This window comes from Stenotrophomonas sp. YJH_SMC_82, from assembly GCF_059368875.1.
Genome location: NZ_JCAFSE010000005.1, coordinates 156,643 through 170,484, shown reverse-complemented (window position 1 = coordinate 170,484; position 13,842 = coordinate 156,643). Strand labels below are relative to the sequence as shown.

Below are 13,842 nucleotides of genomic sequence, written 5' to 3'. Positions count from 1 at the left end.
GCCGACCGTTGGTCGGCACACCCGAAGGGTTCATGAGGTTGCCGGCCAGCGGCCGGCACTACTACGCCGCGACCGGTGCCTGCGGCGGTGAGGACGGGCTGTTGCCGTTGTCGTCCGGGTGATCGTCGTCATTATCGGCATCATCGCGCCAGCGCCAGTCGGCCAGCGTCAGCGGGTCCAGGCCATAGGCGATGCGTGCCTTGTCGCACTGCGGGCTGGCCTTGCCGTACTCCCACGATGCATCCACCTCACGGCACACGCTGGGCCGGTTGGGGTGGATGGTGCAGCGTGAGTACACGCCGATCTGCGCGTCCAGCGCCACGCAGCGCACCGGCTTGGAGTGGGTGCCGCGCATGCACAGGCGGTGCGGGTCCAGCACCTCGGTCAGCTGGTGCGGCACGCCGCCGGGGGTGACCTCGTCCGATTCCATCCAGTGGAAGGCCACGCGGTATTGGGTGCAGCAGGCGCCGCAGGTCATGCAGGGATGTTGCATGGGCAAGCCGCCTCGGGCGGCAGTCGGAATCAGGAACGAGGGTGCGGATTTTCCACGAAGTGGGCCGCCGCGCAAGAAATTCCGTAAGCGGCGACAATGAACGGATGAACCGACCCTGCAACATTGCCGCGCGCCTGCCTGAACTGGCGCGTGAACGCCCTGACCAGATCGCCATCCGCTGCCCGGGCCGCCGGGGCGCCGGCAACGGCATGGCCGCCTACGATGTCACCCTGGATTACCGCCAGTTGGACGCCCGCAGTGATGCCATGGCCGCCGGCCTGGCCGGCTATGGGATCGGCCGTGGAGTGCGCACGGTGGTAATGGTGCGGCCGTCGCCGGAGTTCTTCCTGCTGATGTTCGCGTTGTTCAAGCTGGGCGCGGTGCCGGTGCTGGTCGATCCGGGCATCGACAAGCGCGCGCTGAAACAGTGCCTGGACGAGGCGCAGCCGCAGGCCTTCATCGGCATTCCGTTGGCGCACGTGGCGCGGCTGGCGCTGCGCTGGGCGCCGTCGGCGACCCGCCTGGTCACCGTTGGCCGCCGCCTCGGCTGGGGTGGTACCAGCCTGGCTGCGCTGGAGCGCGCCGGCGCCAAGGGCGGGGCGATGCTGGCCGACACCGATGGCGAGGACATGGCGGCGATCCTGTTCACCAGCGGCTCCACCGGTGTGCCCAAGGGCGTGGTCTACCGCCACCGCCACTTCGTGGGCCAGATCCAGCTGCTGGGCAGCGCGTTCGGCATGGAAGCGGGCGGCGTGGACCTGCCGACCTTCCCGCCCTTTGCCTTGTTCGACCCGGCGCTGGGCCTGACCTCGGTGATCCCGGACATGGACCCGACCCGGCCGGCGCAGGCCGATCCGGCACGCCTGCACGATGCCATCCAGCGCTTCGGCGTGACCCAGCTGTTCGGCTCGCCGGCATTGATGCGGGTGCTGGCCCGGCATGGCCGGCCGTTGCCGACGGTGACCCGGGTGACCTCGGCCGGTGCGCCGGTGCCGCCGGACGTGGTCGCCACCATCCGCAGCCTGCTGCCCGCCGATGCGCAGTTCTGGACCCCGTACGGCGCCACCGAGTGCCTGCCGGTGGCGGTGGTCGAGGGGCGTGAGCTGGAGCGTACCCGCGCGGCCACCGAGGCCGGCGCCGGCACCTGCGTGGGCAGCGTGGTGGCCCCGAACGAAGTGCGCATCATCGCCATCGATGACGCGCCGCTGGCCGACTGGTCGCAGGCGCGCATGCTGGCGGTTGGCGAAGTGGGAGAAATCACGGTGGCTGGCCCGACCGCCACCGACAGCTACTTCAACCGCCCGCAGGCCACGGCCGCAGCTAAGATCCGCGAGACGCTGGCCGATGGCAGCACCCGCATCGTCCATCGCATGGGTGACGTGGGCTACTTCGATGCGCAGGGCCGGCTGTGGTTCTGCGGGCGCAAGACCCATCGCGTGGAAACCGCACAAGGGCCGCTGTACACCGAACAGGTCGAGCCGGTGTTCAATACCGTGCCCGGCGTGGCACGCACGGCACTGGTCGGCGTTGGCCCGGCGGGTGCGCAGGTACCGGTGCTGTGCGTGGAACTGCAGCGTGGCCAGAGCGACAGCCCGGCGTTGCAGGAAGCGCTGCGTGCGCATGCCGCAGCGCGCACGCCTGAGGCCGGCCTGCAGCACTTCCTGATGCATCCCGCGTTCCCCGTCGATATCCGTCACAACGCCAAGATCGGCCGCGAGAAGCTCGCCGTCTGGGCCAGCGCCGAACTGGAGAAGCGCGCATGAAGATCCTGGTCACCGGTGGTGGTGGTTTCCTTGGCCAGGCGCTGTGCCGCGGGCTGGTCGAACGTGGCCACCAGGTGCTGGCGTTCAACCGCAGCCACTACCCGGAACTGCAGGCCATGGGCGTGGGCCAGATCCGCGGCGATCTGGCCGATGCGCAGGCAGTGCTGCACGCGGTGGCCGGCGTCGATGCGGTGTTCCACAACGGCGCCAAGGCCGGCGCCTGGGGCAGCTATGACAGCTACCACCAGGCCAACGTGGTCGGCACCGACAATGTCATTGCGGCATGCCGCGCGCACGGCATCAACCGGCTGGTCTACACCTCAACGCCCAGCGTGACCCACCGCGCCACGCATCCGGTGGAAGGCCTGGGGGCTGACGAGGTGCCGTACGGCGAGGACTTCCAGGCACCGTATGCGGCGACCAAGGCGATCGCCGAACAGCGCGTGCTGGCCGCCAACGATGTATCGCTGGCGACGGTGGCACTGCGCCCGCGCCTGATCTGGGGCCCGGGTGACCAGCAGCTGGTGCCACGCCTGGCCGAGCGTGCACGTCAGGGCCGCCTGCGCTTGGTCGGCGACGGCAACAACAAGGTCGATACCACCTACATCGACAACGCCGCGCTCGCGCATTTCCTCGCTTTCGAGGCATTGGCGCCGGGTGCCGCGTGTGCGGGCAAGGCCTACTTCATTTCCAACGGCGAACCGCTGCCCATGCGCGAGCTGGTCAACCGGCTGCTGGCCGCTGTTGGCGCGCCGACGGTGGACAAGGCGATCAGTTTCAAGACCGCCTATCGCATCGGCGCGGTCTGCGAACGGCTGTGGCCGCTGCTGCGCCTGCGTGTCGAGCCGCCGCTGACCCGCTTCCTGGCCGAGCAGCTGTGCACGCCGCACTGGTACAGCATGGAGCCGGCCCGCCGGGATTTCGGCTATGTGCCGCAGGTCAGCATCGAAGAAGGGCTGCGCAGGCTGAAGGCTTCATCTGCTGCATAGATCGCCGTCACTGGTTGCACACCGCAGGATCGGGAGGATGGACCCACGCCATCCAAGGCTCGACCACCCGCGAGGAGCGCCATGCTGCATTACGCCATCATTTTCTTTGTCATCGCCATCATCGCCGCCGTTCTGGGCTTTTCCGGCATTGCCGGCGCCGCAACGAACATCGCCTGGATCCTGTTCGTGGTGTTCCTGATCCTTGCGGTGATCTCGATGTTCCGCAAGCGCGGCTAGCCGGTAGTGCCGGCCGCTGGCCGGCATCGCTTTCCGCAGAGTCGAGCCATGCTCGGCTCTGCGGGCGATCACAACGCTACACGGCGCTGTGCAATCCGCGATCGGCTTCGTGACGCTCCAGTGCCAGTTCGATCAGGCGCGTAATCAACGTCGTGTAATCGACTCCGCTGGCACCCCACAATTTCGGGTACATGCTGATGCGGGTGAAGCCCGGCAGCGTGTTGACCTCGTTGATGACGATCCCGCCGCCGGCAGTAAGGAATACGTCCACGCGCGCCATGCCGGCACACTCCAGCGCCTGGTAGGCCTGCAGTGCGATCTGCTGGATGCGCGCCTGGGTTGCGGCATCGATATCCGCAGGTACCACCACCTCGGCGCCAGTTTCGTTGATGTACTTGGTGTCGTAGGCGTAGAACTCGTCGTGCACCACCACCTCGCCGCACAGGCTGGCCTGCGGGTGCGCGTTGCCCAGTACCGCGCACTCGATCTCGCGGCCGACCACCGCCGATTCCACCAGCACCTTGTGGTCGTAGCGCAGCGCCAATGCCAGTGCGTCGGCGAAGCCCGCTGCGTCCTTGACCTTGCTCACGCCCACCGACGAACCCTGGTTGGCCGGCTTCACGAACAGCGGCAGACCGAGCTGTGCGATCACCGCATCGACATCGACCGTTGCCGCCTGGTGGCGACGGATGCACAGCCACGGTGCCACCTGCAGGCCAGCGTCGCGCAACAGGCGCTTGGTCACGTCCTTGTCCATCGCCACTGCCGAAGCCAGTACCGGCGAGCCGACGAAGGGCAGGTTGGCCATGCGCAGCAGGCCCTGCAGCGCACCGTCTTCGCCCAGCGGCCCATGCACGATCGGCAGCACCACATCGATCTGGCCCAGCGCGCTGGCCGGATCGGACGGCTGCAGCTGTGCCTGTTCCGCACCCGGGCGCACCGCCAGCGACTGGCCCGAGCGATGCAGCGCGATGCGCGACGGATCATCGGCGTTGATCAGGAAGGTGTCCGGCTGGCTCAGATGCCACTGGCCCTGCTTGTCGATGCCGACCAGCACCGGCTCGAAGCGCTCGCGATCAAGCGCATCGAGGATGTTCTTCGCCGACTGCAGTGAAACCTCGTGCTCGGAGGATTTGCCCCCGAAGATGATGCCGACCCGGGTCCGTGCCATGGGAATGCGATGTCCTGTGCGTTGCGTGGCCGTACAGCATGAACCTTCCATAGCCACCCAGGTGAGGCACAGATGAATCACCGGGCTGCCGGCTCGGGTAGCGGCCAACCATGGTTGGCCCCCTGACATCCAGCGCCGACCAAGGTCGGCATCTACCAACGCCAGATCCCATCAGCATTGGGGTCAGAGCCCGTTGCGCAGCAACGGGACCCACCCCGCCATCCCACGGATCGCCAGCTTTTGATGTTGATCTTGCCGGCCAGCGGCCGGCACTACCGCGGGTGCCGGGCGGCAGCCCGGCGCAAGCCCCCCACCCACGCAGGTAGAATGCGCACATGGCTCTTTCCCTGCTCAAGTCCCTCAAGCCGGTCGCTGGCCGCGCCCTGCAGATCGCCCTGAACCGCGCGCTGGCGCTGGATCCGGATACCCGCCATGCACTGGCCAGCCTCGATGGCCGGCACATCGACCTGACCCTGGAAGCGCCGTCGCTGGCGATGCGCATCAGCGTCGACGGCGACCAGCTGCGGGTCGGCCCGGTGGATGCGCAGGAAGCCGACCTGGCCGTGCGCAGCAGCCTGGCCGGCGTGCTGGCGCAGCTGCCGCTGCTGGCCAACGCACGGCGCGGCGAGTCCAACAACAAGGGCCGTGTACGCGTGGCCGGTGACGCCGAACTGGCGCGACGCCTGCAGCAGCTGGCCAAGGGTTTCGATCCGGACTGGCAGCAGCCGTTCGTCAGCGTGTTCGGCGAGGTACTGGGTGTGCAGGTGGCCAACACCCTGCGCAGCGCCCTGCAGCACGCGCGCCAGGGTGCGATCGATCTGGCCCACAGCGCTGCCGAGTTCATCACCGAGGAATCGCGCGACGTGGTACCGCGCGCCGAACTGGATGCCTTCCACGATGATGTGGACGTACTGCGTGATGACGTCGAGCGCCTTGGCGCGCGCGTCCAGCGCCTGCGGGGTGCCGCATGAAGGCCGTGCTGCGGGCAAGCCGCATCGGCCGGGTGATCCTGCGCTACCGCCTGGACGACCTGCTGCACGGCACGCCGGCTGAGCGCTGGCTGCGCCTGGCCAAACCGTTCGTGCCGCGTGCCTCGGCCGACATCGCTGTACAGTCGCGCGGTGCGCGTCTGCGCCTGGCGCTGCAGGATCTCGGTCCGATCTTCGTCAAGTTCGGCCAGATCCTGTCCACCCGCCGCGACCTGGTGCCGCCGGACGTGGCCAACGAACTGACCCTGCTGCAGGACCGGGTCAAGCCGTTCGACGGCGATACCGCGCGCCGCATCGTCGAGGAAGCACTCGGCCTGCCGGTCAGCGAGGCATTCGCCAGCTTCGATACCGAACCGCTGGCCTCGGCCTCGATCGCACAGGTGCATGCGGCCACGCTGGCCGATGGCCGCCAGGTGGTGGTCAAGGTGCTGCGCCCGGGCATCGAGAAGCAGATCGACGCCGACATCGCCCTGCTCAACTCGCTGGCCGCCCTGGTCGAGCGTACCCATCCGCGTGCCGACAAGATCCGTCCGCGCGAAGTGGTGGCCGAAGTCGAGAACACCCTGGCCGCTGAGCTGGACCTGCAGCGCGAAGGCGCCAATGCCAGCGTGCTGCGCCGCTTCTGGGAAAACAGCGACGACCTGTACGTGCCGGAAGTGATCTGGAGCCACACCGCCGAGCGCGCGCTGACCCTGGAGCGCGTGTGGGGCATTCCGTCCGATGACATCGCTGCACTGGACAAGGCCGGCATCGACCGCAAGGCGCTGGCCGCCAAGGGCGTGCGGGTGTTCTACACCCAGGTGTTCCGCGACAACTTCTTCCATGCCGATGCGCACGCCGGCAACATCTGGGTCGATACCGATCCGTCGCGTCGCGCCAACCCGCGCTTCATCGCGCTGGACTTCGGCATCATGGGCCAGCTGTCGCAGGAAGATCAGTACTACCTGGCCGAGAACTTCATGGCCATCTTCAACCGCGATTATCGCCGCATCGCCGAACTGCACGTGCAGGCGCGCTGGATGCCGGACAACGTGCGCATCGATGATCTGGAAGCGGCCGTGCGTTCGGTGTGCGAGCCGTACTTCACCCGCCCGCTGTCGCAGATCTCGCTGGCCGAAGTGCTGATGAAGCTGTTCCGCGTGGCGCAGCGCTACCAGCTGACCCTGCAGCCGCAGCTGATCCTGCTGCAGAAGACCCTGCTGAACATCGAAGGTGTCGGGCGCCAGCTGGATCCGCAGATCGACATCTGGGCGGTGGCCAAGCCGGTGCTGGCGAAGATCCTGCGCGAGCGCTACAGCCCGCGTCGGGTCGTGCGCGAGATCGGCAAGCGCTTGCCGGAAATCATGACCCACGCGCCGGACATGCCGCGCCTGGTGCACGCCTGGCTGACCCAGCAGGTGGAGGGCCGCCATGAGCTGGCGATGCGCTCGCGCGATCTGGTCGCGCTCGATGCCAGCGTGCAGCGCCTGCAGAAGCGCGCGGTCGGTGCGATCACCGGCGTCGGCCTGCTGGCCATCGCCGCACTGGTGTACGTGCTGCAACCGCCAGGCTGGTACTGGGGCGACCTGCCGATGTGGAGCTGGGTGTCCGGTGCCGTCGGCGCGCTGGCGCTGGCGCGCGCGTGGTGGCGCTGAAGCCTGTTGATCGAGGGTCGGCGGCGTCACGCGCCGCCGACCGGCCACGGCTCTACCAGTGGTAGCCCAGGCCCAGGTGCGACTGCACGCTCTGGAAGCGGTCCAGGCGCGTCCTGTGCCAGGTCTTGCCAATGCCCATGTCCAGCACCAGATGCTCCCCCAGCGGCTGGCTGCGGCGCAGGAAGGCACGACGTGCATTGTGTTCGCGCAGCAGCAGCGGATCGGAATCGGCGGTGTAGCCGGACGTACCGCTGCCCAGCCACAGCTGGGTCGAACCACCGCCCTGCGCATCCTTCAGGCGCAGTGACAGCGTGGTGCCATGGCCGTCGGGCCCATTGGACTGGCGATGCCGCTCGTGGCGCAGTGAGGTGGTCACGCGCGGGAAGTAGTGCGAGGCACCTACCGACCAGCCACTCACGTATGCGCCGGCATGGTACTGGGCGTACTTGCCGCCCACGCTCAGCACGGTCTGCGGTGCCACCTTCCACTGGAAGTCCTGGTTGAGCTGGCGGTTGACGAATACCGGGTCATCGTTGGAGGCGGTGAAGGCGGTGCGGGTCGAAAAGCGTTGACTCCAGCGCTGGTGCAGGGAGCCCTGCACCCGATTGCCGCTGAAGCGCTTGCTGCCGTAGTCGCGTTCACCATGGGCCAGGCCCAGATGCCAGCGGCTGTCACCGCTGCGACCGGCCACATCCACGGTCTGTACGTCGCGCTTGCCAAAGCCATCGGTGTAGTCGGCATGATCCAGCTGCACCGACACCCGGTCGATGCCGGCATGGGCGCTGGACACAGCCAGCAGCAGGGCGCACGGTAGTGCGCCACGGATGATCAATCGCATGGGGTTACTCCAGGGGTTGGGAATGCAGCGACTGCAGCAGCCGGTAGCGACCGGGCGGCAGGTTTCGTTCCACGGTGATGCGCGGGCCGAACTGGCTGCCCGGGGCGACGATGCGACCGGGCAGGATGATCACGCCGACGCCCAGCGCGGCACCTTCGCCGATCCAGGCGCCGAGCTTGTCGCGCTGGCTGTCGATGACGGTGTCGCCGATGTGGACGGTGACCGTTGCGCCATCCAGGCGATGGTTGCTGGTACGCACCAGCGCGCCCAGGTAGGCACGGGCGTCGACGCGGCTGTCGGCGATGAAGCACTGCGGGCCGATGCAGGCGCCGTCGCCGATCAGTGCGTTCTTCAGTTCACTGGCAAAGCCGATGCGCACACCGTCACCGATGTGCAGCGGACCGCGCAGCAGTGCGTTGTTGCCGATCAGGCAGTCGCGGCCGATCGATACCGGCCCGTGCAGCTGGGCGCCGTCGCAGATGCGGCTGCCAGCGCCGATCCGTACCTCGCCCCGCACGATCGCACGCGGCGAAACCTGGGCGCTGGAATCGACGTGGGGTGGCAGCGTCGATAGCGCGTCGGCCATGGCGGCGAGGTCATTCCACCACATGCGGATACCTGGTCGGCTTGTCGCGTGCCGGCTCGCGGCCGGTAAACAGCCCGGCCACGCCATGCATCAGCCAGATCGCATAGGCGAGCAGCACGTACAGCATCGAGAACGCGGCGGCAGGGACCAGCGACGCGCGGCGGTGGTGGATCGCACTGATCACCGCCAGCAACATGACGATGCCGATCCAGAACAACGGCATCACCGACAGGGCGAGGCCACCCGGCCCATGCAGCTGGGCCGCACCGAACCAGACCTGCAGCGTCAGCACGATGCCGGCAAGGGCAAGCAGCATCATCGGCAGGATGCTGAACACGCCGAAGCGGGTCAGCAGCAGGCCGCGATGCAGGCGCATGCATACCGCATAGCCGACGATCCAGCGTCGCCAGCGCCGCCATTCCTCCACCAGCGTGTTGCATTCCTGCGGGTAGACCACGCAGCGCACGCTCTGGCGGACACGGTAGCCCTGCGCGACCAGCGACCAGGACATGTCCAGGTCTTCGACGCGGGTACGGTCGGAGAAACCGACCTTGCGCAGCACCGAGGTGCGGAACAGGCCACACGAGCCGGAGACGATGAACGGTGCGCCGCCCAGCCATTGCTGGAAGCTGCGCTTGATGACGATCATCGGCAGCTTCAGGCTGGCGCGCACATGCGGCAGGAAGCCGGCACCCTGCAGGCTGGACGAGGGTACGCCACCGACCGCATCGGCACCGCGCTCGATCTCGTCCAGCAGGTGGCCCAGGCCATGGCCGCGCGGATCGATGTGGGTGTCGGCGTCGGTCAGGAACACCTGCTCGGCGGTGGCGTGCCGCAGGCCATGCATCAGCGCGCCGCCCTTGCCGGTGTTGGCCTGGTGCACGGCCACGAGGCGCCCGGGCCAGCGCGCCTGCAGCGCATCAAGTACCTGGGCGGTGTTGTCGGTCGAACCGTCGTTCACGCAGATCACCCGTGCCACGTAGGGGTTCTGCAGCAGGCCGGTCAACGAGCGCTCCAGGCACGGCGCTTCGTTGTAGGCCGGCACGATCGCATCGATGCTGTACAGGCGCGTGCTGGGGCGACGCGAGGCCTGCACGCACACACGCACCAGGATGAAGGCACACATGGCCAGGAACAGCAGCGTTTTCATCACAGCACCAGCCGGTAGGGCACGAAGCCCTCACTGGGGCCGATGCCGATCTGCTGGCCGCGGAACTGCGCGTGACAGCGCAGGTGGTCCTCCTGCATGTAGTGGCGATCGCCCTGGCTGGCATGCTCGCGCAACGCGTGGATCTTCAGGTCCAGTTGTGCGCTGATGTCCTCGAACACCTGCGGTGCGAACTGCGGCAGGGTGCTGGGGCTCTCGTAGCAGAGGATCTGCGGGATGCTGCGGCAGGCGATGATTGACGCTTCATGGACGGTGCGATGGTCCTGGTGGTGGTCTTCGCCGCACATCGTGTAGACGCGATGCGGTGCGATCTGCGCGCAGGCCTGCTCGATCACCGCGACGATGTCGTTGCGGCAGGCAGGAAAGCGCGTATCCGGGAAATCCTGCTGGATCACCTCGGTCACACCCAGGCGGCGCAACGCGCGGTGGGATTCGTCGCTGCGGTCGATGCCGGCATGGCAGCCACGGCCACCACGGCTGAGCACCAGCGCATGGATGCGTGCACCGTCGCGGGCCAGCTTGGCCAGGCTGCCGCCGCAACCGAGTTCGATGTCGTCGGGGTGGGCGCCGATTGCCAGAATGTCGAGAACCATGGCCGTGTCCTTGCGGAAACCAATGAGGGCCGCGGGCCGGTGGACCATCCCGCGTGAAGAAGGCGGGAACTATCGCAACCCCATCGGAGTACAGGCTTAAGACAAGTACGAAATGTGGCCGGACAGGCCACAATGCTCACCCTTGCTGTGGCAAATGAAAGAAGCAATGACGATGCAGCTTTCGGAATTGAAGAACGAACTGGCACGCTTCGGTGCTGAAAACGACGCGCATGAAACCGAGCGCGCTCGGCGCATGCTCAACATCACGCCGGACACCGGTGAATTCCTGTCGGTGCTGGTGCGTTTCGGCAATGCGCGCCGGGTGCTGGAGATCGGCACCTCCAACGGTTATTCCACGCTGTGGATTGCCGAAGCCGCAGCCGCCATCGACGGCCACGTGACCACACTGGAATACGCCGCGGACAAGGTGGCGATGGCGCGTGACACCTTCGCGCGCAGTGGCCTTGCCGATCGCATCACGCTGGTCCACGGCGATGCCGGGCAGTGGCTGGCACAGGCCGCCGATGCCAGCATTGACCTGCTGTTCCTCGATTCGGACCGCGAACAGTACGCCGGCTGGTGGCCGCAGCTGCGCCGTGTGCTGCGGCGGGGGGGCCTGCTGGTGGTGGACAACGCCACCTCGCACGCCGCGCAGATGGAACCGTTGCGCGCGTTGCTGGATGCCGATCCGGACTTCGGCACCAGCCTGGTGCCGGTGGGCAACGGCGAGCTTCTGGCCGTGCGCAACGCTTGACCGCCGCGCCACCAACCCGGGGTCAGATCCCTTTTCCGCAGGAAAAGGGATCTGACCCCGATCAGGGCGCCCGTATAATCCTGCGGTGAGCACCGAACCTGACACCCTCGCCGCGGTCGAGACCGAAACCGCGCCCCTGCAGCTGCTGCACCTGGACGAGCGCCTGGCCGTGGTCAACAAGCCCGCCGGGCTGATGGTCCACGACAGCAAGCTGGCCCGTGGCGAAGATGATTTCCTGGCCGACCGCCTGCGCGAGCAGCTGGGCCGCCCGATCTTCCTCGTGCACCGCCTGGACCGGGCCACCAGCGGCTGCCTGCTGCTGGCCTTCGACCGCGAGACCGCCAGTGCGCTGGGCAAGGCGTTGATGGGGGGTGAAGTGGCCAAGGACTACCTGACGGTCTGCCGGGGCTGGCCGGCCGAGCTGTCCTGGCGGGTGGACCATGACCTGGATGGCGGCCCGGGCAAGCCGGTGAAGAAGCCGGCGGTCACCGACTTCCAGCGCCTGGCCACCGGCGAGCTGTCGGTGCCGGTGGGTGAGTTCAGCAGTTCGCGCTACGCGCTGCTGCGCTGCCAGCCGCAGACCGGGCGCTTCCGGCAGATCCGCCGGCACCTCAAGCACCTGTCGCACCACATGATCGGCGACACCAGCCACGGCGATGGCCGCCACAACCGCATCTTCCGCATGCAGGGCGTGCACCGCATGCTGCTGCACGCCGAGCGCCTGCGCTTCCCGCACCCGGACGGTGGCAGCGTGGATGTCAGTGCGCCGCTGGATCGCGAGTTCCAGAAGGCGCTGGACCTGTTCGGCTGGCAGGTGGACGACGCCTGATGCTGCTGCGGTAAGCCGAGCGTGGGCTCGGCTCTACAGCCAGCGGCCGGGCGTGGCCCGGCGCACCCCGTTATTTCTTTTCCGGCTCGTTGACGATCGCTTCCAGGTCCTTCTGCAGATCCGCGAACAGCGGCTGCATGCGCGCCTGGATCGCCACCATCACGTTCTGCATCAGCGCCGGGGTCTTGTCCAGCAGGCTCTGGCCGGCCGCGCTCTCGTAGAACTCGGCCATTGCCAGCACGTCTTCCTTGCTGAAGGTCTTCTTGTACAGGTCCACGTACATGGGCCGCAGCTGTTGCCACGACATCGCCTGGCGCAGGGTCTGGCTGGTCCGGGCCTGGATCCGCTTCAGCTGTTCCTGCTGCTGGGCGGTGAGCTGGCGCTGCGCGGCCACCTGCTGGAACTGCTGCTGCTGCATGGCTTCGATCTGCGGCACCATGGTGTCGATCATGCTCTGCGCGCGCGAGGCCGACAGCAGGCGGTTGATGTCGCCGTCGGTCGGCGGGGCGGCCAGGGCCGGAACGCTGGCCACGGCCAGCGCCAGCAGCAGGGCGGCGCGGCGCAGCAGGGACGGCAGGGCGGGTGTGGAGCGGGTCATGCGGGGCTTCCTGCGGTACATGGGACCGCCAGCATACCCGCAGCCCAGGCGAAGGCGGCGTGTTCGGTGCCTGATCGGCGGCATACGGGGCGCGATGGCGTACTTCACCACGTGCCTGCCGCTACAATGCGCGGATGGGCAGTGGACCGGTCACCATCAGCGCGCAGCTTGAAATCCCCGACGGCGAGATCGTCGAGCGGTTCGTGCGCGCCAGTGGCGCCGGCGGCCAGAACGTCAACAAGGTGTCCACCGCGGTGGAACTGCGTTTCGACGTGGCCAACTCGCCCTCGTTGCCCGAACCGTTGCGCGCGCGCCTGCTGGCGCGGCGTGACCGGCGCATGACCGGCGAAGGCGTGCTGGTCATCGACGCGCAACGATTCCGCACCCAGGATCGCAATCGCGAGGATGCGCGCGAGCGGCTGGCGGCCTTCATCCAGGCCGGGCTGAGCGTGCCCAAACCGCGCAAGGCCACCAAGCCGACCCTCGGGTCGAAACTGCGTCGTCTGGACGCCAAACGCGGGCGCGCGCAGATCAAGCGCGGGCGCTCATCACGTGACTGGGAGTGATTGCTTGAACAACCCGACTTCGTTGCTGCCGGCCGTGCCGCCGCAGATGCCGCAGGTCAAACCCAACGCCTTCCTGCGCTGGCTGGCGCGCTGCACCCTGCGCATGGGCGGCTGGAAGGTGACCGGCACCCTGCCGGACATCCCCAGGCTGGTCTTCATCATCGCCCCGCATTCGTCCAACTGGGACGGCCTGTGGGGCATGGCGGCGAAGATCGCGCTGGGCATGAAGGTGAAGGTGCTGGGCAAGGCCTCGCTGTTCTGGTGGCCGCTGGGCCCGCTGCTGCACAAGCTGGGCGTGATCCCGCTCGATCGCAGCTCGCCGCAGGGCACCGTCGGCCAGGCCGTGGACCTGCTGCGCAACAACGAGAAGATGTGGTTCGCCATCACGCCCGAGGGCACCCGCAAGGCGGTGAAGGACTGGAAGGCCGGTTTCCTGAAGATCGCCCGGATGGCTGACGTACCGATCCTGACCGCGTATTTCCACTATCCGGAAAAGACCATCGGCATCGGTCCGCTGTTCACCCCGAGCGGCGACGATGTGGCCGACATGGCTGCCATCCGCGAGTTCTACCGGCCCTGGATCGGCAAGACCCGCGGCACGGTCTGAGCCGGTTGCAGGCCGCCGCATAGACGC

The 13,842-nt window shown here is 67.8% G+C and carries 16 protein-coding genes; 9 read left to right on the top strand and 7 right to left on the bottom strand.

Going from position 1 to position 13,842, the window contains the following annotated elements; genetic code table 11:
* Nucleotides 1-61 precede the first annotated feature (61 nt).
* Complete coding sequence (locus tag AC5P53_RS18315; protein WP_029380125.1) at nucleotides 62-493, bottom strand: YkgJ family cysteine cluster protein; 432 nt, start codon at nucleotides 491-493, stop codon at nucleotides 62-64.
* A gap of 104 nt (nucleotides 494-597) precedes the next feature.
* Here AC5P53_RS18315 and oleC point away from each other — a divergent pair, with 104 nt between their 5' ends.
* From oleC to AC5P53_RS18300, 3 genes are all read left to right on the top strand, one after another.
* Nucleotides 598-2,256 (top strand): olefin beta-lactone synthetase, encoded by a 1,659-nt coding sequence (oleC, locus tag AC5P53_RS18310; RefSeq protein WP_134808402.1) that lies wholly within the window; start codon nucleotides 598-600, stop codon nucleotides 2,254-2,256.
* Complete coding sequence (gene oleD, locus AC5P53_RS18305) at nucleotides 2,253-3,245, top strand: 2-alkyl-3-oxoalkanoate reductase (RefSeq protein WP_241887719.1); 993 nt, start codon at nucleotides 2,253-2,255, stop codon at nucleotides 3,243-3,245. Before oleC ends, oleD begins: the two co-directional genes overlap by 4 nt.
* A gap of 81 nt (nucleotides 3,246-3,326) precedes the next feature.
* Nucleotides 3,327-3,482, top strand: coding sequence for a DUF1328 domain-containing protein (locus AC5P53_RS18300; protein ID WP_005407633.1), 156 nt, complete (start codon nucleotides 3,327-3,329; stop codon nucleotides 3,480-3,482).
* 76 nt (nucleotides 3,483-3,558) lie between these two features.
* On the opposite strand, the gene ddlA is transcribed toward AC5P53_RS18300, so the two are convergent.
* The gene (gene ddlA, locus AC5P53_RS18295) at nucleotides 3,559-4,653 is read right to left on the bottom strand and encodes a D-alanine--D-alanine ligase (RefSeq protein ID WP_241887721.1); all 1,095 of its coding nucleotides are present in this window, start codon (nucleotides 4,651-4,653) and stop codon (nucleotides 3,559-3,561) included.
* A 335-nt stretch (nucleotides 4,654-4,988) separates the two neighbouring features.
* Between ddlA and AC5P53_RS18290 the strand changes: the two genes are divergently transcribed.
* Both AC5P53_RS18290 and ubiB read left to right on the top strand, forming a co-directional pair.
* Nucleotides 4,989-5,624, top strand: coding sequence for a ubiquinone biosynthesis accessory factor UbiJ (locus AC5P53_RS18290; protein WP_005420772.1), 636 nt, complete (start codon nucleotides 4,989-4,991; stop codon nucleotides 5,622-5,624).
* Nucleotides 5,621-7,276 (top strand): ubiquinone biosynthesis regulatory protein kinase UbiB, encoded by a 1,656-nt coding sequence (gene ubiB / locus AC5P53_RS18285; RefSeq protein ID WP_014645548.1) that lies wholly within the window; start codon nucleotides 5,621-5,623, stop codon nucleotides 7,274-7,276. The genes AC5P53_RS18290 and ubiB overlap by 4 nt, the downstream gene beginning before the upstream one ends.
* A 52-nt stretch (nucleotides 7,277-7,328) precedes the next feature.
* Here ubiB and AC5P53_RS18280 read toward each other — a convergent pair whose 3' ends face one another.
* The 4 genes from AC5P53_RS18280 to AC5P53_RS18265 are packed head-to-tail and all read right to left on the bottom strand — an operon-like array spanning nucleotide 7,329 to nucleotide 10,461.
* Nucleotides 7,329-8,114, bottom strand: a complete 786-nt coding sequence (locus tag AC5P53_RS18280) for a YaiO family outer membrane beta-barrel protein (RefSeq protein ID WP_495227480.1) — start codon at nucleotides 8,112-8,114, stop codon at nucleotides 7,329-7,331.
* 4 nt (nucleotides 8,115-8,118) lie between these two features.
* Nucleotides 8,119-8,724: an LbetaH domain-containing protein gene (locus AC5P53_RS18275; protein WP_032962223.1), complete on the bottom strand. Its 606-nt coding sequence runs from the start codon at nucleotides 8,722-8,724 to the stop codon at nucleotides 8,119-8,121.
* A complete protein-coding gene (locus AC5P53_RS18270; protein ID WP_014645551.1) occupies nucleotides 8,711-9,850 on the bottom strand; it encodes a glycosyltransferase family 2 protein in 1,140 nt (379 codons plus the stop codon). The genes AC5P53_RS18275 and AC5P53_RS18270 overlap by 14 nt, the downstream gene beginning before the upstream one ends.
* Complete coding sequence (locus tag AC5P53_RS18265) at nucleotides 9,850-10,461, bottom strand: PIG-L deacetylase family protein (protein WP_014645552.1); 612 nt, start codon at nucleotides 10,459-10,461, stop codon at nucleotides 9,850-9,852. Before AC5P53_RS18265 ends, AC5P53_RS18270 begins: the two co-directional genes overlap by 1 nt.
* A gap of 166 nt (nucleotides 10,462-10,627) precedes the next feature.
* On the opposite strand from AC5P53_RS18265, the gene AC5P53_RS18260 reads away from it, so the two are divergent.
* On the top strand, nucleotides 10,628-11,215 hold the full coding sequence (locus AC5P53_RS18260; protein WP_014645553.1) for an O-methyltransferase: 588 nt from the start codon (nucleotides 10,628-10,630) through the stop codon (nucleotides 11,213-11,215).
* A gap of 85 nt (nucleotides 11,216-11,300) precedes the next feature.
* Nucleotides 11,301-12,044, top strand: a complete 744-nt coding sequence (locus AC5P53_RS18255) for a pseudouridine synthase (protein ID WP_014645554.1) — start codon at nucleotides 11,301-11,303, stop codon at nucleotides 12,042-12,044.
* A gap of 70 nt (nucleotides 12,045-12,114) precedes the next feature.
* Here AC5P53_RS18255 and AC5P53_RS18250 read toward each other — a convergent pair whose 3' ends face one another.
* Entirely contained in the window at nucleotides 12,115-12,663 is a 549-nt protein-coding gene (locus AC5P53_RS18250; RefSeq protein ID WP_401730180.1) for a DUF2059 domain-containing protein, read from the bottom strand.
* 113 nt (nucleotides 12,664-12,776) lie between these two features.
* On the opposite strand from AC5P53_RS18250, the gene arfB reads away from it, so the two are divergent.
* Together arfB and AC5P53_RS18240 are read left to right on the top strand one after the other, a co-directional pair.
* Nucleotides 12,777-13,208 (top strand): alternative ribosome rescue aminoacyl-tRNA hydrolase ArfB, encoded by a 432-nt coding sequence (gene arfB / locus AC5P53_RS18245; RefSeq protein ID WP_005420755.1) that lies wholly within the window; start codon nucleotides 12,777-12,779, stop codon nucleotides 13,206-13,208.
* A 4-nt stretch (nucleotides 13,209-13,212) separates the two neighbouring features.
* Nucleotides 13,213-13,815, top strand: coding sequence for a lysophospholipid acyltransferase family protein (locus tag AC5P53_RS18240; RefSeq protein WP_014645556.1), 603 nt, complete (start codon nucleotides 13,213-13,215; stop codon nucleotides 13,813-13,815).
* The last annotated feature ends 27 nt before the right edge of the window (nucleotides 13,816-13,842 follow it).